Origin of the sequence: Xanthomonas sp. LF02-5 (assembly GCF_034105325.1) — a bacterium.
In the GTDB taxonomy this organism is placed as follows: Bacteria; Pseudomonadota; Gammaproteobacteria; order Xanthomonadales; family Xanthomonadaceae; genus Xanthomonas_A; species Xanthomonas_A sontii.
On the sequence record NZ_JAXGGF010000003.1, the window covers coordinates 542,951 to 564,077 of the forward strand.

At 69.5% G+C, this 21,127-nt stretch carries 18 protein-coding genes; 3 read left to right on the forward strand and 15 right to left on the reverse strand.

Annotated elements, in window-relative coordinates; genetic code table 11:
* Positions 1 to 17 precede the first annotated feature (17 nt).
* A complete protein-coding gene (locus tag SLW52_RS11350) occupies positions 18 to 1,388 on the forward strand; it encodes a leucyl aminopeptidase family protein (RefSeq protein WP_320740103.1) in 1,371 nt (456 codons plus the stop codon).
* Between the two features lie 88 nt (positions 1,389 to 1,476).
* Here the strand turns inward: SLW52_RS11350 and SLW52_RS11355 are convergent, their stop codons facing one another.
* From SLW52_RS11355 to SLW52_RS11425, 15 genes are all read right to left on the reverse strand, one after another.
* Complete coding sequence (locus tag SLW52_RS11355; RefSeq protein ID WP_320740102.1) at positions 1,477 to 2,139, reverse strand: NYN domain-containing protein; 663 nt, start codon at positions 2,137 to 2,139, stop codon at positions 1,477 to 1,479.
* A 265-nt stretch (positions 2,140 to 2,404) separates the two neighbouring features.
* A complete protein-coding gene (locus SLW52_RS11360) occupies positions 2,405 to 3,766 on the reverse strand; it encodes a VOC family protein (RefSeq protein WP_267093424.1) in 1,362 nt (453 codons plus the stop codon).
* 391 nt (positions 3,767 to 4,157) lie between these two features.
* Positions 4,158 to 4,733: a hypothetical protein gene (locus tag SLW52_RS11365; RefSeq protein ID WP_267093423.1), complete on the reverse strand. Its 576-nt coding sequence runs from the start codon at positions 4,731 to 4,733 to the stop codon at positions 4,158 to 4,160.
* A gap of 148 nt (positions 4,734 to 4,881) precedes the next feature.
* Positions 4,882 to 5,640 (reverse strand): HAD family hydrolase, encoded by a 759-nt coding sequence (locus SLW52_RS11370; protein ID WP_039729194.1) that lies wholly within the window; start codon positions 5,638 to 5,640, stop codon positions 4,882 to 4,884.
* Between the two features lie 221 nt (positions 5,641 to 5,861).
* Entirely contained in the window at positions 5,862 to 6,239 is a 378-nt protein-coding gene (locus SLW52_RS11375; protein ID WP_017910738.1) for a hypothetical protein, read from the reverse strand.
* A gap of 226 nt (positions 6,240 to 6,465) precedes the next feature.
* Positions 6,466 to 6,855: a hypothetical protein gene (locus tag SLW52_RS11380; RefSeq protein ID WP_017910737.1), complete on the reverse strand. Its 390-nt coding sequence runs from the start codon at positions 6,853 to 6,855 to the stop codon at positions 6,466 to 6,468.
* A 79-nt stretch (positions 6,856 to 6,934) separates the two neighbouring features.
* Complete coding sequence (locus SLW52_RS11385) at positions 6,935 to 7,132, reverse strand: CPXCG motif-containing cysteine-rich protein (protein WP_010340161.1); 198 nt, start codon at positions 7,130 to 7,132, stop codon at positions 6,935 to 6,937.
* Between the two features lie 29 nt (positions 7,133 to 7,161).
* On the reverse strand, positions 7,162 to 7,851 hold the full coding sequence (locus SLW52_RS11390) for a M15 family metallopeptidase (RefSeq protein ID WP_043094414.1): 690 nt from the start codon (positions 7,849 to 7,851) through the stop codon (positions 7,162 to 7,164).
* 196 nt (positions 7,852 to 8,047) lie between these two features.
* Positions 8,048 to 9,412 carry an XVIPCD domain-containing protein gene (locus tag SLW52_RS11395; RefSeq protein WP_320740101.1) on the reverse strand — a complete coding sequence of 455 codons (1,365 nt, stop codon included), beginning with the start codon at positions 9,410 to 9,412 and terminating at the stop codon, positions 8,048 to 8,050.
* A gap of 67 nt (positions 9,413 to 9,479) precedes the next feature.
* Positions 9,480 to 10,031, reverse strand: coding sequence for a lysozyme inhibitor LprI family protein (locus SLW52_RS11400; RefSeq protein ID WP_267100217.1), 552 nt, complete (start codon positions 10,029 to 10,031; stop codon positions 9,480 to 9,482).
* 222 nt (positions 10,032 to 10,253) lie between these two features.
* On the reverse strand, positions 10,254 to 12,164 hold the full coding sequence (locus tag SLW52_RS11405; RefSeq protein WP_320740100.1) for a peptidoglycan-binding protein: 1,911 nt from the start codon (positions 12,162 to 12,164) through the stop codon (positions 10,254 to 10,256).
* A gap of 154 nt (positions 12,165 to 12,318) precedes the next feature.
* Entirely contained in the window at positions 12,319 to 13,101 is a 783-nt protein-coding gene (locus tag SLW52_RS11410; RefSeq protein ID WP_017910732.1) for a hypothetical protein, read from the reverse strand.
* 384 nt (positions 13,102 to 13,485) lie between these two features.
* A complete protein-coding gene (locus tag SLW52_RS11415; RefSeq protein ID WP_267121843.1) occupies positions 13,486 to 14,415 on the reverse strand; it encodes a hypothetical protein in 930 nt (309 codons plus the stop codon).
* A 113-nt stretch (positions 14,416 to 14,528) separates the two neighbouring features.
* Positions 14,529 to 15,329, reverse strand: a complete 801-nt coding sequence (locus SLW52_RS11420; protein ID WP_150410112.1) for an N-acetylmuramoyl-L-alanine amidase — start codon at positions 15,327 to 15,329, stop codon at positions 14,529 to 14,531.
* Positions 15,330 to 15,416: 87 nt separating this feature from the next.
* The gene (locus SLW52_RS11425; RefSeq protein ID WP_320740098.1) at positions 15,417 to 18,203 is read right to left on the reverse strand and encodes a TonB-dependent receptor; all 2,787 of its coding nucleotides are present in this window, start codon (positions 18,201 to 18,203) and stop codon (positions 15,417 to 15,419) included.
* Between the two features lie 343 nt (positions 18,204 to 18,546).
* Between SLW52_RS11425 and SLW52_RS11430 the strand changes: the two genes are divergently transcribed.
* Both SLW52_RS11430 and SLW52_RS11435 read left to right on the forward strand, forming a co-directional pair.
* The gene (locus tag SLW52_RS11430; protein WP_320740097.1) at positions 18,547 to 19,941 is read left to right on the forward strand and encodes an SH3 domain-containing protein; all 1,395 of its coding nucleotides are present in this window, start codon (positions 18,547 to 18,549) and stop codon (positions 19,939 to 19,941) included.
* Positions 19,938 to 21,041 (forward strand): dipeptide epimerase, encoded by a 1,104-nt coding sequence (locus SLW52_RS11435; protein WP_295918068.1) that lies wholly within the window; start codon positions 19,938 to 19,940, stop codon positions 21,039 to 21,041. The genes SLW52_RS11430 and SLW52_RS11435 overlap by 4 nt, the downstream gene beginning before the upstream one ends.
* Positions 21,042 to 21,127: the final 86 nt, after the last annotated feature.

Genomic DNA, 21,127 nt, shown 5'->3' on the forward strand with positions numbered 1-21,127 from the left:
ATTCCAAGGATCCGCTGATGTCCCTGCCGACCGGCTTCACCGACGCCTCCACCCATGCGCTGCCGCTGTACGTGCTCGACCGCGAGCACCTGGCCGAATGGCGCGCGGCGCAATCGCCGGCGTGGGTGGCGTGGATGGACACCCAGCAGTTCATGGCCGCGCCGGGCAGCGTGCTGCTGCTGCCCGGTGCCGACGGCGTGGCCGCGGCGGTGCTGGGCGTCGGCGATCGCGGCGATGCGTATGCCTATGCGCATGCGCCGTTCGCGCTGCCGGCCGGCAGCACCTGGCGCGTGGACAGCGCGCTGGACGCCGACACGCTGGCGACCCTGCACCTGGGCTGGGGCCTGGGCAGCTACCGCTTCGCCCGCTACAAGCAACCGCCGCGGCTGCCGGCACAGTTGCTGGCCACGCCGCAGGCCGAAGTGTGCGACCTGATCGCCGCCAGCCTGCGCGTGCGCGACTGGGTCAACACGCCGACCGAGCACATGGGGCCGGAGCAACTGGAAGAGGCCGCACGCGCGATCGCGCAGGAACACGGCGCGCAGTTCGAGAGCATCATCGGCGACGCGCTGCTGGAGCAGAACTTCCCGGCGATCCACGCGGTCGGCCGCGCCTCGCACCGCGCGCCGCGCCTGCTGGTGCTGCGCTGGGGCGAGGAGGCGCACCCGCACGTGGCGCTGGTCGGCAAGGGCGTGTGCTTCGACACCGGCGGCCTGGACCTGAAGCCGGCCGACGGCATGCGCAACATGAAGAAGGACATGGGCGGCGCCGCACACGCGCTGGCGCTGGCCGGACTGGTGATGGCGCAGCGTCTGCCGCTGCGGCTGACCGTGCTGCTGCCGGCGGTGGAAAACGCCGTCGGCCCGAACGCGTTCCGCCCGGGCGAGGTGATCGCCACCCGTCAGGGCACCAGCGTGGAGATCGACAACACCGACGCCGAAGGCCGCCTGGTGCTGTGCGATGCGCTGGCCTACGCCAGCGAGCAGCGCCCCGACGCGATCCTGGATTTCGCCACGCTGACCGGCGCGGCGCGCATCGCCCTGGGCCCGGATCTGCCAGCACTGTTCTGCAACGACGACACGCTGGCGCAGGCCTGGATCGCCGCCGGCGAGCGCACCCGCGACCCGGTCTGGCGCATGCCGCTGTGGCGTCCTTATCTGCGCTATCTCACCAGCTCGGTCGCCGACCTGGCCAACGCCGGCTCGCGCATGGCCGGCGCGGTCACCGCCGCCCTTTACCTGGAGCGCTTCGTGCCGGCGCGGCAGGCGTGGGCGCACCTGGACGTGTACGCCTGGAACGACAGCGACCGCCCCGGCCGCCCGGCGGGTGGCGAAGCGCTGGCGCTGCGTTCGGCGTATGCCATGCTGAAGGCGCGTTACCCGGGGTAAATCCGGCAGGAGCGCGGCGCGCGCACCTGGATCTTGTCGAGCACGGCACCTCGCGCCATTCGTTTCGAATTCCGAGGCGCGGAACCGGTCATGCCGCCAGCGCGTCCATCAGAGATTTAGCTGTCGACACAATCATAAGATCTGCGTTCTCGACCACATCCTCTTTTGTTCCATGGCCGAGACTGAACAAATAGAGTTGCGCGCCTTCCCGACGCGCAAACTTCATTGCAGGAATGAAGTCACTGTCTGCCGTGACAAGTACGATGACTTCCACATGCTTTTTTAGAGTCAAGGCAGCGATATCCATGCCGATACGCATGTCCACGCCTTTTTGCTTGATGACCGGTTTCAGGTCCGAGCTTTTCAGCCTCAACGTGTCAGACCCGGCATCGTAGTTCCCCGCGCTCTTCAGCGACTTGAACTTTGCCATCCAACCATCGTGGCTGCATTCGCCCTGACGAAGCGCAAAATGGGGAAGCTTGGCAACATCCCTCACCAAGGCCACGTTGGATTGGAACACAGGCGTCTTGTCGTACTCGATGACCTCGCCAGTGACAGGCTGCTCAACCGATCTTCCAAGTGGCGCAGCGTCGTAGTAGTAGACGCGATGCAGAAGGCAATCCTGAAGGCATTCGTGCTTGCGAATTGCCTCTACAAGTTGCTGTATGCGGTTGGCGGAAACTTCACCGCTCGACTTCAATTTTCTTTTGACGAATCCCGCATCCAGCAGGACGGCAAAGCGCCGATGCATGCCCATCTCCCTAGGCAATAAGATGGCCGGATGCAGGTGGGGGTCAAGCCCCGCTTATATGTCACCTGCAAACGGCCGGTTTTCGGTTCAAATACTGATACCAATCGACGGTACCGTCAAGTGAAACCCTTACCAGTGACGCCGGCAGTTTCAAATCAGGCGACATCATTGGTGGTGCAACCAAACCTCGGACATCCAGAGACAAGTAGCCACGACGTCGGACATCGTCCTTGTCTTACCGCCGTTGACAACAGGAACACAGCTGTCAACCCGCCAACGCCTCCAGCGAATCGCGCTCGATACCGGCGTAGATGGCGAACTCGTCGTGCACCGTCGCGCCCAGCGCCTGCTCGAACGCGGCGCGGTTGGCGTGCGCGGCGTAGGCGCGCTGTTCGCCGCCGCCGAGGTTGGACTGGAAGATGCCGGCGGCGCTGACCGGCAGGAAGTCCTCATAGACGATCGGGTCGGCGCTGGCCAGGCCGTCGGCGATCAATGCTTCGGCCGGCTTGCCGGCCAGGGCCTCGGCGCCGGCGGCGCGACCGGCGTCGGTCAGTGCGTAGCGGAAGTAGCCCAGGCCCTCGCGGCGCAGGGTGGCGTAATCGTCCGGGAAATCGGCGAAGGCCGCCTGCAGGCGCGTGGCGTAGTCGGCACCGGCGCTGCCGTCGGCGGCGCGTGCGCGTTCCAGCAACGCGTCGTACAGCGCGCGGCCCTTCGGCGTCAGGGCCAGCCCGCGCTGCTCGATCTCGCCGAACCGCGCGGTGTGGGTGCCGGCCTCGGCGTCGTCCGCGCCGGCGGGGAAGCGCACGGTTTCCTCCAGTGCCTTGAAGCTGGTCTGGCGCAGCAGGATCGGGCAGGCGCGACGCGGCGGGCCTTCGATCACCGCCTTGGCGTCGATGCCCCGGCGCAGCATCTCCGCCTGCGCGGCGTCGATGTCCAGGGTGCGCGGGGTCAGGTGGTTGATGTGCGGGCCATGGAAGCTGACCACGTCGGCGATCAGCTTGTGGGCTTCGCTCAGCGCGCGGTAGGTCGGCAGGCTCACGGTGGCATCGCTGTGCCAGCGGAAGGTCTCCAGCGCCTCGGCGACGAAGCGCTGCGCGTCGGCGTCGCCCAGGCCGCCGTCGCGTTCGTACTGCGCGATCAACGCGAGCGCGCCGTCGGTGAAGATGCGCCGCTTGGCGAGGATCTGCGCCGCCTGCTCGCGCAGCGCCGGGTCCTCGATCAGCTCCAGCCGCAGCAGCGAGGTGAACACGCGGAACGGATTGCGCGCCAGCGCCGCCGCATCCAGCGGGCGGAACGCGGTGGAGTGCACCGGCACGCCGGCTACCGACAGGTCGTAGTAGCCGACCGGCGCCATGCCCATCACCGCGAACAGGCGGCGCAGCGTGGCCAGTTCCTCGGCGGTGCCGACGCGGATCGCGCCGTGCCGCTCCTGATCCAGGCGCGCGCGTTCGTCGTTGCGCTGCAGCTGCGCCTCCAGTGCCGGGTCCGCGGCCAGGGTCTGCGCATTGACCTGCGCCACCAGCTCCATCAGCGTGCCGTACAACGGCACCTCGGTGCGGTACATGTCGGACATGGCCTGCGCGAACAGGCTGCGGATAGCGTCGGGCGAAACGAAGGCGTTGGTCATCGGGCGGTCCGGAGCGGCGGTGGCGCCGGCAGCAGGACCGGCAGAACGCCTATTCTCGCGCCGCGGCGGCGGCGCGGCCAGTGTGGATGAATGGGCGGCGCGTACCGGTGCGGCACGCGAGTGGCCGGCACCGCTGTCTCCTTCTCCTGCCGGGAGAAGGTGCCCCGCAGGGGCGGATGAGGGTCCGGGCGCAGCCTCGTGCACCCAAACTGCCTGGGGCGCTGCGCGCCCCGACCCTCACCCCAACCCCTCTCCCGGGGGGAGAGGGGCTCGTGCGCGCTGAAGTGGATGCATAACGTCGCCTGCGTGCCGTGCAGGGCCACGGGAGGTTCGCGCAACGACATGGGCGAACGTGCAGGCGGCCGCTCTGTGTCGTTGTGCTCCCCCGCGCTTATTGCGTGCGCTTGGATCCGTCCTGGGGCTGCGCCGCGGCGCGGTCGCCCAGTTGCCGGCGCAATAGCGCGTCCAGCACGATCGGCCGGTCCCAGTGGTCGTAGCTGGCGACGATGGCATGGCGCAGCGCGCGGTAGGCCAGCGAGCCGGGCGGCGCGTCCAGGCCGCTCGCCACCGCCGCCCAGCCGGCCGGGACGCCGGCCGCGGTGCGGGCGCGCACCACCTCGCGGTAAGGCCGTCCCGCGGCCTTGGCCAGGAACGCGGCGACATAGACATCGCGCGGCGGCCAGCGCCGATCGCGCAGAAGCACCTCGGCATAGCCGCGCGGCATCTGTGCGTAGCGCGCGACCTCGTCGAGGAAACTGTCGGGATAGCGCGCGGCGTAGCGGTCGATGTCCAGCAACTGGCGATCGATCCAGGCATCATCGGTGCCGGGCACCTCGACCGGTGCCGCATCCCCGCCCTCTGAGGCAGGGGCGCGCGCGGGCGCCGCCGTCCCCTGCGCCATGGCCGGGCCGGCAGCCAACAGGGCGGCGCACAGGAACAGACCGGCAGGAGACGGAAGCGGAGGCATGCGTCGATTCTGCCGGAGGCAGTGGGCGCTGTCAGCGCGGCACGCTGGCAGGGATGTGCACCGCAGGCTCGGCGGTGTCGCGGCTGAAGTCCCTCCTACGCGACAAGGCCAGAGGCCGGTACACCACGCCGCCTGACGCGGCAGCGGCTCAGCCCCGCTGCAGGCTCGCCGCATGCCGGTTGAGATCGGCCACCGCCTGCGGCCAGTCCGCGGCCGCGGCCACTTCGCGCAGGCGCGGTTCGTCGGCCGACAGCCCGTGCTCGGCCTCGTGCGCCCAGGTGGTGGTGTACGGCGTATGGATGCCCCAGCCGCCGAGCGCGATCACCGGCTCCACGTCCGAGCGCAGCGAGTTGCCGATCATCACGAAGCGCTCGGCGCCGATACCGAACTCGGACAGCACCTTGGCGTAGGTCTTGGGATCCTTCTCCGACACCACCTCGATACGCGGGAACAGCTCGCCCAGGCCGGACTGCGCGATCTTGGCTTCCTGATGGAACAGGTCGCCCTTGGTGATCAGCACGATCTCGAACTCGGCCGCGATCGCCGCCACCGCCTCGCGCACGCCGGCGATCACCTCCACCGGATGCTGCAGGGTGGCGCGGCCGATCTCGACGATGCGCCCGATGTCGTGCGCGGAAATGCGCGCCTCGGTCAGCTCGATCGCCGCTTCGATCATCGAAAGGGTCATGCCCTTCACGCCATACCCGAAGACCTTGAGATTGCGGCGCTCCACCGCCAGCAGATGCTGCAGGGTGCCGGCGTCCTGCAGGTCCAGGTACTGGCCGAGGATGGCTTCGAACGCGGCCTCGGCGTCGCGGTAATAGTCCTCGCTCTTCCACAGGGTGTCGTCGCCGTCGAAGCCGACCAGGGCGATGGGAGAGGAACGCAAGGCGGTAGGTGTCGGCATCATCCGCCAAGCATAGCAGCGGGTCGCCGACCAATAGACGACAGGCACTGTCCTGCAGCACAACGCACGACGGCGGCCCAAGGCCGCCGTCGTGGTGAAGCGTCAGCGTGCACCACGAGGCTCGTGGTACACCAGGGTCGCTCGTGGTACACCAGGGTCGGCCCCGGCCAGGCGGCGCGCGTCCTCATCGCCGCGCGACCGCCTTGCCGGTACCGCTCCGGTTACTGGCCGCCGTTGCTGTCGCTGCCGGTCGCCGCGCCGCCCTGCTGCTTGGCGACGTAGGCCTTGTACTCGTCCGGGGTCAGCTTGCCGTCGTGGTTGGCGTCGGCTTGCGCGAAGATCTGGCTGAGGCCGGCGTTGACCTGCGCCTCCTGCTTGCTGATGGCGCCGTCCTTGTCGGCATCCACGTCGGCCCAGGTCTGGGCGCCGCCGGAGGCCGCGCCGGCCTGCCCGCTCTGGCCGGTGGCGCTGGTGGACGACTGCGTCTGCGCCTGCGCGGCGGCATCGGCCTGCGCGTCCTGGGCGAACGCCGGCAGGGCCAGCGCGGCGGCGAGAAGGGCGGCGGTACCGATCAGCGGGGTGCGGGTGCGAATGTTCATGGGTGGATTCTCCTTGGCTCTCTCGGTGTGGCATGTCCGGTCGATTCCGGAACACGGCGCTACCGTGCCGGTCTCAGACTGAATCCATTCCCTGTCGAAATTCGCCGAAAAACGCTTCGTTAACCACGGCGTCCGCGCAGCGCGTTACCGCGCTGGTTAGGGATCGGTGAGCACGCGGTAAGGCGACCATTCAAGACGTTTGGATTGCAGAAAGAAAACGTCTGTTTCAGCGTGTTTCGTGACCGCCGTCGCCGGCGTTTTCGCTTGAACGCGCCCTGAATACGACCCACGCCAGGGCCACGCCGGAGAGGGCGCCGGCCACTTCCAGCACCACCCGCGAACCCAGTTCGTCCGGATCGTGGATACTGGCCAGGGCGATGCGCGCGTACAGCGGCGACTCCAGGCGCACGATGCTGGTGTAGAACAGGTTCCAGCAGTCGATCCCGGCCGCCACCGCCACCGCGATCAGGCAGGCGCCGCCGAGTTGCTGGCCCTCGGACCAGCCCAGCCGCCGGCCCAGCCATTGCCACAGCGCATACACCAGGAAGCCGACCGCCAAGGCGATCAGCCCGGCTTCCAGCGAGCCCAGCAGGCCGAAATGCAGCGGCAGGTTCATCGAGTGTCCTCGGTCGGCAAGGCCGCAAGTCTAGAGCGTGTCGCGCATCGGCGTACGAGGCACCGCGCCGGCGCGCGGATCAACTGGCGTTTTCGGCGATCGCGCTCACCACCGGCGCGCCGTCCTCGTCCCAGCGCACCGTCATCAGCATCGGCTTGCAGCACACCTGGCAGTCCTCCACGTACTGCTGCACGTCCACCGACGGATCCAGGGCGACGTCGATCCATTCGCCGCAGTAAGGGCATTGCAGGTCGACGAACTGGTGCGTGCCGGTCATGGGTGGTCCGTGGCGAAGACGAGGAGGCGCTAGCGCACCGGCACGTCGAAGGCGACGCCGGGGCTGGGCTCGGGCTGGAAGGTGTAGTGCCACCATTCCATCGGATAGTTGACGAAGCCGCGCGCGGCCATCGCCTTCAGGAGCTGCTGACGATGCCCGCGCTGGGTGGCGTCGATGGCCGGCGTGTCGGTGTGTGCGCTGGGGTCGAAGAAGTCGAAGCCGGTGCCCATGTCCACTGCGCGGCAAGCGCCCTGGCGGCAGTCCAGCAGACCCAGATCGACGGTGGCGCCGCGACTGTGGCCGGAGTGTTCGGCGATGTAGTCGCCGAGCAGCACGCCCTTGTCGAGCTTGGGGTAGTAGCGCGCCTTGGCGACCTGATCCTGCGGATCGCGCGCCCAGGCGACGAAGGCGCGCACCGACCGCTGCGGCCGATAGCAGTCGAACACCTGCAGGCGGTAGCCCTTGGCCTGCAGGTCGCGTTGCACCTGCGCCAAGGCCTTCGCGGCCGGCGCCAGCAGATAGCACTTGGGTGCGTCGTATCCGGGCACCGGGCGACCGGTGAAGTTGTCGTGGCCGGCGTAGCGGATGTCCATCGCGATGTCCGGCGCCAGCGTGTGCACGTCGACCAGTCCCGCCTGTTCCGGCGTGGTCGCCGGCGAGGTGGTCGGTTCCACCGCGAACGTAGCAGGCACGACGGCGAACGCGAGCGTCAGGCCCACTGCGCGCAGTGCGCCAGCCCGGCGCCCGGGGCGCGACGGAGAAAGGTGGCGGCAGAAGCGGTCATGCGACATGTGTGCAGCATAGGCCATGGCCGCGGCCGCTGTCCTGCCGCGCGCCTGCAACGACGCGCGATGCGAACTGCGCAAGGCAGGGCGGCCAGCGGCGCGTGCCGATGACCGCCCTGCGCGGGGCGACTCAGCGCCCGGGGGCTTGCGACTGGGTCTGGGTGCGCTGCTGGTCCTGCACCTGCCGCTCCTGCGCCTGGCGCTGGGTCTCGGCCGCCAGTTGCTGCTGGCTCTGCTCCAGCGGCACGGTCGCCGCCTGCTGACGATCGACATACGCGCGATGCACGTCGTGCGCGTTCTCCGGATTGCGCTGCACCGCGATCATGCCGCGGCCATCGGTGCTGGCGACCAGGTCGTCGATGCGCGACATGCCGCTGACCTTGGCCTCGAACGCCAACTGCCCGGCCGCACGCTGCATGGACTCGCGGTCGCCGTAGCCACCGTTGCGCCCCTGCTTTTCCAGCTGCGCGACCGCCTGGTCGAACAGCGGACTGTCGCGCCGCAGTTGCTCCAAATCCTGCTGCCGCTGCACGCTGCGGTCGAGCGCGCCCAGCGTCTCCGGGCCGGCCTTGCCGTCCACGCCCTTCAGGTGCTGGTCCTGCTGGAACTTCTCCACCGCCGCTTCGGTCTTCGGGCCGTAGGTGCCGATCGCATCCTTGGCCTCCAGGTAGCCGAGCGTGGCCAGTTTCTCCTGCAGGCCCTTCACCGCCTCGCCCTGCGCATTGCGCGCCAGCACGCCGTTGTGCGCGGCCGGCTCGCGATGGCCGTCGTGCGGCTTCGGCGCGGTGTGCCCGTCGCGCTGCTCGCCGGGCTTGGCCACGGTCTTGCCGAGGTCGGCCAGCTTGAGCAGGTCGGCCTTCTCGTTCTCGGCGCGATTCTCCAGCGAGTCCAGGGTCTTCTGCTTGTGCACGCGCGGGAACAGCTCCTTGACGTGCTCGGCCTTGTAGTCCTGCACCGCGCTGACGATCTCCTTGTCGGAAATCTTGGACAGATCCGCCTGCTTGCCGAACTTCTCTTCCATGGCGCGCAGGAACACGCCGGACCCGCCCGGCTTCTTGTCGCTGCCCGGACCGTACTGGACCGCGGTGCTCCACATCGCGTCCTGCACCGCCGGGCCGCGGTCGGACAGGTCCATGCCCTTGTCCTTGAGCCGGTCGACCAGTTTGTCGAAGTGGGTGCGCTTGATGTAGTCGTGCTGTTCCTGGCCGAAGCCGGGGTCGGTCTTGGCCAGTTCCTTCCACTTGGCGCTGAACGCGTCCGAACCCGGCTTGAGGCCGGCGAAGTCGTCGCTGTACTTGCTGTCCTTGACGAACGCGGCGACGGTGCCGCCGTTGATGACCTTGCCCTCACGGGTCGTCGTCTGCGAGGTCATCTGGTACGAGCCGTAGGACACGCCGCCCGGGTCGTCGACGCCGGAGGACACGGTCGACGCGCCGCGGCCGCCGGTCTCGTAGTGTTTGGAGGTCTGGCCCAGTTCCCAATCCTTGTCGCTCATCGCGTTCTCCTTGGCAGGACGCGCGGCGTGGAAAGCGCCGCGCGTCGGGTTCGATACAGGGGTGAAATCAGTGCGCTTCGAGTTCGTCGGCGCGGTGCGCGGTCATTTCCAGCCGGCATTCGGCCGCATCCACGCGCTCGGCCTGGCCGCCATCCGGATCGGCGACGCACTTCTCGTCGCGCTCGGCGATCCACTTGCGCTGCCGCTCGCGCAGCGCGTGCTGCTCGGCCTCGCCGAGCTTGGCCATCGCCGCCTTGTAGGCGGTGTTGAGGCGCTGGTCCTGGTAGGCGTGTTCGTCGGAAATGCAGTCCAGCATCGCCGGGGTCGCGCCGCCGGCGGCGGTGATGCAGGTGTCGTAGGACGGTCGCAGCACGGGGGAATCTCCTGAAGCGGTGGAAGGGGTGGGTGCCGCAGCCGGTGCGGCCGGCGTGGCGGCGCCCGCATCGGCCTGGGTACCGGCATCGTGCGCGGCGGCAGGGGACGCGGCGGCCGCAGTGTCCGCCGCCGGAGCGGCCGGTGCCTGCGCCTGGCCGGGTGTGGAAGACGGCGCGCTGCACGCGGCGGCGGCCACGCACAACAGCAGCAGGGAAGAGTGTTGGAACGCCTTGGCGATGGCCATGGTCGGAATGCGTCCTTGTCGTTTGCGCGAGCGGGAAGGCGAGGTTCTAATCGATCGTCGTGCACACTGTCCATCGCACGCCGCGATGGCAGGCGATCGTGTTTGGCCGGCGTTGGGCAATGTCGCGCCGGCGCATGCGCGGCGGTCTTGCGCAGCGCTCGACATCGCCACGCACGACCACCGCCGCGCAACGCGCGACGGCGGCCGTTGCCGCGAGACCGATCAGCGCGGCGCCTGGGTCTTTTCGCGCTGCGGATCCGGCTGCTGCGCCTGCTCCTGCGTCTGCCGCTGGGTTTCGGCGGCCAGCTGCTGCTGGCTGCGCTCCAGCGGCACCGCCGCGGCCTGCTGCCTGTCCACGTAGGCACGATTGACGTCGTGCGGATTGTCGGGATTGCGCTGCACGGCGATCAGGCCGCGGCGGTCGCCGCTGAGCACCAGGTCGTCGATGCGGTTCATGCCGCTGACCTTGGCCTCGAACGCGACCTGGCCGGCGGCGCGCTGCATCTCTTCGGCGCTCTTGAAGCCGCCGTTGGGTCCCTGCTTCTGCAGGTGGTCCATGGCCTGCTTGTACAGCGGGTTGTCGGCCAGCGCCGCAGCCTCCGCCTTGGCCGGCGCGGGCTGCTTGGCGATCGCCTCCAGGGTGGCCTTGTCGGCGATGCCGGTCGCCGCCAGGCCCTTCTCGCGCTGCAGGTTGGCGACCACTTCCTTGGTGCGATCGCCGTAGTAGCCGGTACCGCTGAGCAGCTTGCCCTGGTCGTCCTTGACGCCCAGTTCGATCAGGCGCTGCTGCATCGCCTTGACGTCGGCGCCCTGCTCGCCCGGCTTCAGCGCCGTGCGCGGCTCCTGCGCGCCCTGCGTCTGCGCCTGGGTCTGCTGGCGGTCCTGCAGCAGGTCGCGGCCCTTGGCCAGCGGATCGGAGGCGAACAGCTTGGCGTTCTGATGCGTGGCCAGATAGTCGTCCAGCGGCATGGTGTTGACGCCCTTGCTGCCGGTGGACTGGCTGACCAGCAGTTCGCCGCTCTTGGGATCGCGCACGACCATCATGATGTGGTCGATGCCCTTCCAGTGCTCGTGCGCGGTCTTGCCCGAATCCACGCCGATGACCATGCCTTCCTTCAGCGCGCCGGGCTTGAACACGTCCTTGCCCTGCAGCAGCACGCCGGAGCTGTCGTAGGCCTTCTTGACGATCTCGCCGGAGCCGGTCATGCCCTGCACCAGCATGTCCTTCTGGGCGAACACATCGCGACCGGCCTTGCGGTTGATCTCGTTCATCGTCGCGTTCTGCAGCTCGGTGACCCAGCCGGAACAGTCGATGTAGCCCTGCGACAGATGCTTGCCGTCCACGCCGGGGTGGTAGTACTTGCTGCTCTTGACGTTGATCGCGTACTTCACGTCGTCGTGCTTGACGCCCAGGTCGTAGGCGGCGGTCAGCGCGATGCCGTCGTGGCCGCCTTGCTTGCCGCCGGCCGGTGCCGGCGTGCGCGCGGGCGCCTGGGCGGCCTGGCCCTCGGCGAGCGGCTTGATGCCCTTTTCCGGGATCGCGATGTGGTCGTACTTGGCGTCCCAGTACTTCACGAAGGCCTTGGCCATGTCCTGGTCGGACAGCTTCTTGAAGTCGGCCAGCGAGGTGCCGGTGTAGGCCTGGAACTGGCGCGCGCCCTGCGCATCCTTTTCGCCGGGGACGTTGTTGAGGATGTTGGCGCGGGTGCCCTTCAGCTCGAAGTGGCCGGTGGCGATCGCGGCCTGGATCGAGCGATAGCCGCCGGCGCCCTGCTGGTGCGCCATGTACATGTCCAGGCCGTCGGGCTGCGCCTTGCCGGACAGGTAGGCGCGGCCGTCGCGCTCGTGCTGGCGGGTCAGGCTGTTGCGGTTGTCCTGGTACATGCGCGCGGCGGCATCGGTGTTGGCCACCGCGTCGAGCTCGCGGCCGCGGATGCCGTAGGCGCTGGCGGCGCCGGGCGTGAACTGGAACAGGCCCTTGGCGCTGTTGGGACCGCGGCTGGCCTGCTCGTCGAAGCGGCCGCCGGTTTCGATGTAGGCGAAACGCATGAAATCGTCGACCGGAATCTGCCGCTGCCTGGCTTCCCGCTCGATGATGTCGAGATTCTCTGCCTTGGTGGTATCGCGTGCCATCTCGTGTAACTCCTTGAGGTTGAGGTACGGCCATCGCGGCCGCCTGGGTCAACCGAGCTCGTCCATGAGCTTGTTAGTGCGCGGTCAACAGAACGATTGCGTACTGCGGAACATCGGGTGCTGCGTCACCGGCGCGCCGCCGCGCGCCGTGGAGTCATGCGACGGGCGTCGGCTGATACTGGCCGCTGTCCGGGTCGTAGGCGTACTGCAGCACGTCGCTGCCATCGAGCAGGCGCGCGCGGCCGGGACCGGCGATCGCGGTGCCGTGCAGCGCCACCCGCAGCGCCGGCATGTGCTGGCCGGGCACCGCCTGGAATTCCAGAGCGCCGGTGCTGGACACGTGCGGCACCACGCCGTCCGGGTCGCTGGCCGCCTCGTTGTCCTCGCCGGCCGCCACCGTGCCGCAGTAGACCCAGCTGCGGTAATCGCCGAGGTCGTGCCGGTTCGGATCGAACACGAACATGGCGAAACCGGCTTCGGTGATGCCGTTTTCGAAGCGGGTGGTCGGCACGGCCAGCAGCAACCGGCCATCGCCCAGCGCATGCTGCTGCGGCGCGCGGGTGGTATCGAACGCATCGGCGCGCGCGTAGGCGCCGAAGCTGCCGACGTAACGCTGCGCATGCAGCACCATCCACGGCCGCTCGCCGCCCGGGGTGGTCAGCTGGAAGGTCGCGGCACCGAGCGAGACGCCCTCGCCGGGGTTCGGGAAGGTTTCCGCATCGTCGATGCCGTACCGGCCCGGCGTGGCGTAACTGAAACCGGTGTAGTACTGCTTGCCGTCCAGCTCGAAATGCCGGCCGCCCCAGAAATTCACCACGGCACCGTTGTCGATCTCGTAGGACACGGCGCCATCGCCGTCCCAGCCGTAGATCAGGTACAGCACGCTGCCCGCATCGGGTGGCACTTCGGGAGCGGCGCGCTTGTTGTCGTTCGACATGTCCAGAACATCCTGTATTCGGTGAAGAAGCCGGAAGAACCCACCTGCACATTCCGATGCGCCCCGCTACCGCGGCCGGCGTGACGCAGGCGGCGCACGACGCGGACGCGGCGCGCTGCACGGAGAGCACACTCCCCGCAGGCGCAGCTTCGGACGGAACAAGGTGACGTGCACGCCGGCCCCGAGCAGGGGCGGTGATGGCGGTCGCGCATGGCGAACCGCACGCCGGCAATCCACGCCGGCATTTCGGGCGAGTGCAGCATCCCATGCCGCTCGCGAATGACTCGCCTGATCATCAGGCCCCGTGGGGCGCATCTTAAACCAGGTCCTACGCCCGAAACCACCGCTGCCGCGCGCGCCGCGTCACATCCGCGCGCCGTCCGTTCAGCGGTCCAGCGGCGGGGTGTAGTGCTGCTTGGCGGGGTCGTAGGTGTAGGTGACGGCGTCGGCCGGGCCCAGCGTGCGCACCTTGCCCGGCCCTTCCACCGCCGTGCCCTGCAGGGCGATCCGCAGCGACGGCACATTGCCGCTGGCCGGCGGCACGAAGCTCAGCGTGCCGGTGCTGGTGGCGCACTTCATGGTGCCCTGGTCGTCGCACGCGGCGCTGTTGTCCTCGCCGGCGGCGACCGTGCCCAGGTACACCCAGCCCTTGTAGTCGCCCAGGTCGTTCTTGTTCGGGTCGAAGGTGAACACCGCGAAGCCGGCACTGGTGATGCCGTCGGCGAAACGGGTGGTCGGCAGCGCCAGCAGCAGGTGGCCATCCTTGGTCTCGGTGCTCTGCGGCTTGCGCTGTTCGTCCAGGGTGTCGGCCTTGCCGTCGGAGCCGAAATCGCCGGCCCAGCGCTGCGCGTGGAACAGGGTCCAGGCTGGCTTGCCGCCGGCGCTGTCGAGCACGTAGGTGGCCTGGCTGATGCTGACCGTGGCGGCCGGGTCGGGCAGGTCCTGGTCGCCGGCCTGGTCCCCGGGCTTGGCGTACTTGCCGCCGGTGGCATTGGCGAACCCGGTGTAGTACTGCTTGCCGCCGAGGTCGAAGCGGTAGCCGTACCAGAAGCTGGCCACCGCGCCGTTGTCGATGGCGTAGGACGCCGAGCCGTCGCCCTTGGCGCCGTAGATGTCGGCCAGCACCTGGCCTGGTGCCGGCACCTCGGCGGCGGCCGGCTGCGCCGCGGCGCTCGCGTCGGCGGGCGCGGCGGATGCGGGCGCGCTCGCCGTCGCCGGGGTCTGCGCCGCGGCCGGCGCATCGGCGGCCTTGTCCTTGCACCCGCCCAACAGCAGGAAGGTTGCCGCCCACAGGGCCGTGGTTCCTCGCCTCATCGCACTGCGTCCTTTGGAGTCCGTTGGCGCGCGATGCTACCAAGAACCGCGGCGACGCCAAGTGACAGGCGTGCACGCCGCCGGGACCGGCGCCCAGGCCGCAGCGCCCCGGCTCAGGGCGCGTCCGGCTCCATCGCCGGCACCGGCTGCGGCCGCGCCAGCAGCGGCTGGGTCAGCGCGTACAGGATGCGCAGGTCTTCGGCGTCGAAGGCGGTGGCGTCGTTGCCGCGGTAGTGGTGGTGGAAGGCGCGCAGGGTCGCCGCCCGGTCGTCGACCGGATAGCCGATCAGCGCCAGCGCCTGCCACGGATCGAAGCCGGGGGGCGCCGGCGGCGTGTCGGCGGCCGGCCAGCGGCCGAAGCCGGCGTCGGCCAGTCGCTTCCACGGGAACAGCGGGCCCGGGTCGACCTTGCGCGAGGGCGCGAAGTCCTCGTGGCCGACCACCTGGGTGCGCGGGATGCGCAGGCGCGTGCACAGGTCCTCGAGCAGGACCAGCAGGCTGTCGATCTGTTGCGGTGCGAACGGGGTCTTGCCGTCGTTGTCCAGTTCGATGCCGATCGAGGCGGAGTTGATGTCGGTGATGGTGCCCCAGCGCCCGGCGCCGCCGTGCCAGGCGCGGTCCTGGTCGGCGACCAGTTGGTAGCGCGTGCCGTCGCGGCCGATCAGGTAGTGCGCGCTGACCTTGCCCTTGCTGTTGTGCGAGCGCAGCGTATCCAGGCTCTGCTGCACCGAGTGCTGGTCGGTGTAGTGGATGACGATCAGGATCGGCCGGCGCGCGTCGTAGTTCGGCGACGGCACCCAGGTGGCCAGCGGATTGCGCTGCGGCGCGTGCGCGCAGGCCCCGAGCAACGCCAGCGTGCCCAGCAACAGCAGCCGGCGCACGGCGGATGGGGACGGCACGGGAACGCGGGTCATGGGCACATCCTGGTCGGGGACGCACAAGCGTACGCAATCGGTGCGGCGGTGGCGTGCAGGCGCACGTCGGCGCTCACCGCCGCGCACTCAGAAGCGGTAGTTGAAGTTGACGTACCACTGCCGGCCGATCGCGCTGTACACCCGCGGGAAGTACGGCCAGGTGGTGTAGGTGTCGTCGCGTGGGTGCAGCGCGTCGAACACGTTGAGCACGCTCAGGCCGATGGTCGCCTTGTCGGTGATCTGCTTGGCGAGGTCGAGGTTCCACACCAGGTAGGGCGCCACGCGGCCGCGCTCGGCGTAGTCGGGCCGCGAGCCGTAGCGGTAGCCGTACACGCTGGCCGACCAGTCGCCGCGGCTCCAGTTCGCACGCCAGTTGCTGCGCGTGCGGAACGCCAGGTAATCGACGTCGTTCATCACGTCCACCGGGCGGGCGCCGGCGAACTGCGCCACCTCCATCCGCAGCACCCGGGTCAGTCCGCCCTGCAGGCCGAGCGTGCCCCAGGCGCCGAGGTCGAGGTCGTAGCGCAGGCTGGCGTCGACGCCGTCGGTGCGCATCAGCGACTGGTTGATGGGGAAGGTCTTGAACGCGGTGATCTGGCCTTCGCTGGTCAGGTCGGTGCCGGGGCTGCGCGTCACCGCGTCCAGGTAGAAGCGGCAGGCCGCCGAGGCGGTGTCCACCGCGGCGCCGGCGCGGTCGCGGCCGAGCAGGCAGTTGGCGTTGTTCTCCAACAGGGTTTCGCTGGAGATGGCTTCGACCCGGCCCTTGAGTTCGATGCGGTAGTAATCCAGGCTCAGCGACAGCGCCGGCAGCACATCCCACACCGCGCCGAGCGTGGTCGACTTGCCGGTCTCCTCGCGCAGCAGCGGATTGGAGGCCTGGGTGGAGAAGGTCTGATACTCGTGCGCGCTCGCGCAGGCCGCCGACAACGGATCCAGACCGTCGCGGCGGCACAGGTATTCGTCGACCACGGTGGGATTGTTGGCGCTGGTGCCGGCGTAGATCCACAGCAGGTCAGGCGCGCGGAAGCTGGTGGCATGGCTGCCGCGCAGCAGCAGCGTGTCGAACGGGCGCCACTCCAGTCCGGCCTGCCAGGTCGCTGCGCCATCGACCGCGGTGATGTCGTCGTAGGCGTCGTAGCGCGCGGCCAGGGTGGCGCTGAGCCGGCTGGCGATCGGCACGCGCAGTTCCAGGCCGGCGGCGTAGCGCTTGCGCGGACCGCCGCCGGGTGTCTGGGTAAGGTTGTAGATGCGCTCGCTGCCGGTGTAGTCGACGGTGGTGCGCGGATCGGGCTGCAGGTCGTAGGTCTGCCGCGCGGCTTCCAGCACGGTGGCGATCTGCACCATGCCCGCCGGCAGCTCGAACAGGTCGCCGCTGACCACGAACTGGGCCTGGTCGGTGGCCGATTCGCCGCGGCTGACCACCTCGGTGGTGAGCTGCTGGTACAACGCCGGGCTGCCGGGCGCGAACAACCGGTCCGGGCGCACACGGCGGATTTCGGTGCCGTCCGGCCGATAGCCCAGCACCGGCCCGAAGTAGTAATCGCGCACCGCGTTGGTGAGGAAGCGCGGGCGCCGCGTGGTGATGTCGTAACGCGACAGCGACACGCTGGCATCCCAGTCGAAGCGCCCACCGAAGGCCTTGCCGCGCACGCCGGCGTTGAGGTTCCAGCTGCGCTCGTCGTAGTCGATGGTCTTGATCCCGCCGACCTCGTCCGGCAGGAAGATGCGCTGCGCGGTGACCAGCCCCAGGTCCGGATCGTAGGCGGTGAACGCGCCTTCGCCGATGTAGTAGTGGGTCTGGCTGGAGCTCTTGTCCTGCGCGCGGTTGGCCAGCAGTTGCGCATAGGCGACCACGTCGTGGCCGAGTTCGGCATCGCCGGCCAGGTAGGCGGAAGTCTTGCCGTAGCCGTTCTGCACCGAGCGCCCCGTGTAGTAGTCGAACGCACCGCAGCGGTTGGGCGCGGGCAGGCTGTCGCTGGTGCGGTAGGCCCGGAACGCCGGATTGGTGGCGGCGCAGGCCGCGGCCAGCGCCTGCGGCGAGGTCGACAGCGCGCCCGCCTGCGGCCACAGATAGGTGGTGCCGCGGCGCAGGTACACGCCGGAGATGGACACGTTGGGCGAGCTGGGATCGGCCTTGTTGGCCGGATGGTCGTCGTAGGAATCCATGAAACTGCGCTGGCGCGCCACGATGGGTTCGCGATCCAGCCGCTCGAAGGCGTAGGTGACGCTCCAGCCGTCGCCGCGGCGCCCGCCGGTCCACTGCAGTTGCCCGCTATCGCCGCCGCCGCGGGTGGTGGTGCCGGCACGCACGCGCAGACTGTCGCCCTGGAAATCGCGCTTGGTGATGATGTTGACCACGCCGGCGACCGCATCGGAGCCATAGATGGCCGAGGCGCCGCCGCTCATCACTTCGATGCGTTCCACCGCCGCCGCCGGAATGCTGCCCAGGCTGACCGCGGTGCCGTTGGCGCCGTAGGGCTGCGGATAATCGGCCATGCGTTTGCCGTTGAGCAGGATCAACTGGTAACCCGGCCCCAGCCCGCGCAGGTTGAGGTACTGGCCATTGGGCGAACTGCCGGTCTGGTCGCTCTCGTTGAAGGTGCTGCCGCTGAACTGGGTCAGCGTGCCCAGCGATTCCCACACCGTGGCGAAGCCCTGCTTGCGGATGTCCTCGGCGGTGATGACGGTGACCGGCGCCGGGCCTTCCACCTGCGCGCGGGCGATGCGCGAGCCGGTGACCAGCACCGCATCGAGATCGCGCGGCGTCGCCGCCTGTTCCTGCGCCGCGGCCGGCAAGGCCGCGACCAGCGTCGTCAGCGACGCCAGCGCCACGCGCACGGACCGCAAGGGAAAAGGACGACGAACGATTCGCATGGGCACGCGGCTCTCCTGCTGGCGCGGGTGGATGGCGCGAACGCCGCGGGCGCGGCCACGGCCGAGCGCCTGTCCCTGGCGTCCACGCACACGGCGATGACCCGTGCGCGGCACGCGGCCATCGTGTTGCGGGTTCCTGCATCTTGCCGAGCGGACGCGGCGCTGCCGTGCGGTGCCTGCACGTTCCCCAGCGCCATCGCCACGCGCCCCCCTATGCAGTCGGGTGTAACACGCGCTCGCAAAACCTGTCAACGCAGCGCCTTGACAGGAAAAAACCGGGAATCGAAGATCCTGGCGTCGGCGTGTAGCGCACGCCGACCTTCTTTCCAGACAGTGGGTTCCCATGATCACGATGCGCGGCCTGTGCCTGTTGCTCGCCGCGGCGGCGAGCGGCGCCATCGCCACGGCACGCGCCACCGAGCCCGTGCCGCTGCAGGCACAACCGGCGCAGTTGCAGGCCGAACACTGGATCGCACGGCTGCCGGCGGCCTCGCCGCCACTGCTGCAGGCGACGCAGCGCGCCGCGTTCAACGCCCGGCTGCTGCGCGACGATGCGTCGATGCACGACCTGGCCGCGCTGCCGACGCAACTGCCCGCCGCGCAGGTGCGCGCGCAGATCCTGGCGCTGTCGGCGCCACCGTCGCGCACGCTGTACGACAGCCAGGGCGGCGTACTGGACGCCGCGCGATTGCAGGCGCTGCAGCGCGCGCTGGCGCTGGACGCGCTGCCGGCGCAGGTGCAGCCGCGCTATGCATTGGTGGTGCAACGCGCCGACCTGCGGCGCTTCCCGACCGCCGAGCGCGTGTTCAGCGACCGCGACGATCGCGACATCGACCGCTTCCAGGAATCGGCGCTGTATCCAGGCAGCCCGGTGGCAATCCTGCATGCCAGCGCCGATGGGCAGTGGCTGTTCGTGCTGGCGAACAACTACGCTGCCTGGATCGCCCGCAACCGCGTGGCCGAGAGCGACCGCGCCAGCGTGCTGGCGTACGCGCAGCGCACGCCGCGGCTACTGGTCACCGGTGCGCGCGTGGCCACCGTGTTCACCCCGGACCTGCCGGCCGCCTCGCAGGTGGCCCTGGACATGGGCAGCGCGCTGCCGTTGCTGCGCGACTGGCCGCCGCAGAACGTGGTCAACGGGCAGTCGCCGCTGGCCGCCTACGTGGTGCAGCTGCCGCTGCGCGACCGCGACGGACGCCTGCAACTGGTGCCGGCGCTGATACCGCGCAGCGCCGACGTCGCCGAGGCGCCGCTGCCGGCCACGCCGCAGATGCTGCTGCAGCAGGCGTTCAAGTTCCTCGGCGAACGCTACGGCTGGGGCAACAGTTACGACGCGCGCGACTGCAGCGGCTTCGTCGTCGACCTGCATCGCAGCCTCGGCATCGAGTTGCCGCGCAACACCGGCGACCAGGCGCGCAGCCCCGCACTGATGTCGGTACCCTACACCGCCAGCGACCCGCTGCCGCAGCGGCGGCAGGCATTGGCGCAACTGCGCGTCGGCGACCTGGTCTATATCCCCGGCCACGTGATGCTGGTGATCGGCCACGAAGACGGCCAGACCTGGGTGATCCACGACGTGGCCGGCGCCAGCTACCGCAACGCCGCCGGCCAGCTGCAGCGCGTGCGCCTCAACGGCGTGTCGGTGACGCCACTGGAATCGCTGCTGCTAGGCGACGGCACGCCGTTCATCGACCGCATCACCCGCATCCAGCGCCTGCGCGCGCCGACCGCCGAATGAAGATCACCGAGATCCGCCTGGGCATGCTGCGCGTGCCGCTGAAGACCCCGTTCAAGACCGCGCTGCGCACCGTGCAGGCGATCGAGGACGTGGTGGTCATGGTCCACACCGACGATGGCCGGATCGGGCATGGCAGCGCCCCGGCCACGCCGCCGATCACCGGCGACACCCATGGAGCGATCATCGCGGCGATCGAGCGCTGCCTGGCACCGCGCCTGATCGGCGAGGACATCGCCGACCTGCAGCGCCTGCGCGGCCTGATCCAGGGCGCGCTGGAGCACAACAGCAGCGCCAAGGCGGCGCTGGAGATCGCCGTGCACGACCTGTGGGCGCAGCAGCACGGCGCACCGCTGTACCGCCTGCTCGGCGGCGGCACGCCGCACCTGACCACCGACCTGACCATCAGCGTGAATGCCGTGGACACGATGGTGGCCGACGCGCTGTCGGCGCTGGCGCGCGGCTTCGTGGCGCTGAAGATCAAGATCGGCACCGATCTCGCCGAGGACATCGCACGGGTCAAGGCGATCCATGCCGCGGTCGGCGATCGCGCGCAACTGCGGCTGGACGCCAACCAGGGCTGGACGCCGAAGCAGGCGGTGCAGGCGATGCACGCACTGGAACATGCCGGGGTCACGCTGGAACTGCTGGAGCAGCCGGTCAAGGCCGGCGACGTGGACGGCCTGCAGTACGTGACCGAGCGCGTGCAGACCCCGGTGATGGCCGACGAAAGCGTGTTCTCGCCGGCGCAGGCGATCGCGCTGCTGCAGCGGCGCGCGGCAGACATCGTCAACATCAAGCTGGTCAAGGCCGGCGGCCTGTCCAACGCATTGCGCATCGCCGATATCGCGGCGGTGTACGGGGTGCCGTGCATGATCGGCTGCATGCTCGAATCGAGCATCGGTGTGGCCGCGGCGGCGCACCTGGCGGTGGCGCGCGCGGACGTCATCACCAAGGTCGACCTGGACGGCCCGTCGCTGGGGGCGTTCGATCCGGTGGTGGGCGGGGTGCAATTCGACGAGGCGCAGATCCGCATCGGCGAGGCGCCGGGATTGGGGATTCGCGAGATCCAGGGGTTGGAACTGTTGCCGCGGTCGGTGTAATGGCGACGCGCATCGCTGGCTGTCGCAATTGTGGGAGGGACTTCATTCCCGACTGCTGTCGCAATCGGTCATTGGATGGCCACACT

Excerpts from the sequence above, each read along its gene's own strand:
- SLW52_RS11350 (WP_320740103.1), top strand. The coding sequence starts at position 18 with ATGTCCCTGCCGACCGGCTTCACCGACGCCTCCACCCATGCGCTGCCG.
- SLW52_RS11355 (WP_320740102.1), bottom strand. The coding sequence starts at position 2,139 with ATGCATCGGCGCTTTGCCGTCCTGCTGGATGCGGGATTCGTCAAAAGA.
- SLW52_RS11360 (WP_267093424.1), bottom strand. The coding sequence starts at position 3,766 with ATGACCAACGCCTTCGTTTCGCCCGACGCTATCCGCAGCCTGTTCGCG.
- SLW52_RS11365 (WP_267093423.1), bottom strand. The coding sequence starts at position 4,733 with ATGCCTCCGCTTCCGTCTCCTGCCGGTCTGTTCCTGTGCGCCGCCCTG.
- SLW52_RS11370 (WP_039729194.1), bottom strand. The coding sequence starts at position 5,640 with ATGCCGACACCTACCGCCTTGCGTTCCTCTCCCATCGCCCTGGTCGGC.
- SLW52_RS11375 (WP_017910738.1), bottom strand. The coding sequence starts at position 6,239 with ATGAACATTCGCACCCGCACCCCGCTGATCGGTACCGCCGCCCTTCTC.
- SLW52_RS11380 (WP_017910737.1), bottom strand. The coding sequence starts at position 6,855 with ATGAACCTGCCGCTGCATTTCGGCCTGCTGGGCTCGCTGGAAGCCGGG.
- SLW52_RS11385 (WP_010340161.1), bottom strand. The coding sequence starts at position 7,132 with ATGACCGGCACGCACCAGTTCGTCGACCTGCAATGCCCTTACTGCGGC.
- SLW52_RS11395 (WP_320740101.1), bottom strand. The coding sequence starts at position 9,412 with ATGAGCGACAAGGATTGGGAACTGGGCCAGACCTCCAAACACTACGAG.
- SLW52_RS11400 (WP_267100217.1), bottom strand. The coding sequence starts at position 10,031 with ATGGCCATCGCCAAGGCGTTCCAACACTCTTCCCTGCTGCTGTTGTGC.
- SLW52_RS11405 (WP_320740100.1), bottom strand. The coding sequence starts at position 12,164 with ATGGCACGCGATACCACCAAGGCAGAGAATCTCGACATCATCGAGCGG.
- SLW52_RS11410 (WP_017910732.1), bottom strand. The coding sequence starts at position 13,101 with ATGTCGAACGACAACAAGCGCGCCGCTCCCGAAGTGCCACCCGATGCG.
- SLW52_RS11415 (WP_267121843.1), bottom strand. The coding sequence starts at position 14,415 with ATGAGGCGAGGAACCACGGCCCTGTGGGCGGCAACCTTCCTGCTGTTG.
- SLW52_RS11420 (WP_150410112.1), bottom strand. The coding sequence starts at position 15,329 with ATGACCCGCGTTCCCGTGCCGTCCCCATCCGCCGTGCGCCGGCTGCTG.
- SLW52_RS11425 (WP_320740098.1), bottom strand. The coding sequence starts at position 18,203 with ATGCGAATCGTTCGTCGTCCTTTTCCCTTGCGGTCCGTGCGCGTGGCG.
- SLW52_RS11430 (WP_320740097.1), top strand. The coding sequence starts at position 18,547 with ATGATCACGATGCGCGGCCTGTGCCTGTTGCTCGCCGCGGCGGCGAGC.
- SLW52_RS11435 (WP_295918068.1), top strand. The coding sequence starts at position 19,938 with ATGAAGATCACCGAGATCCGCCTGGGCATGCTGCGCGTGCCGCTGAAG.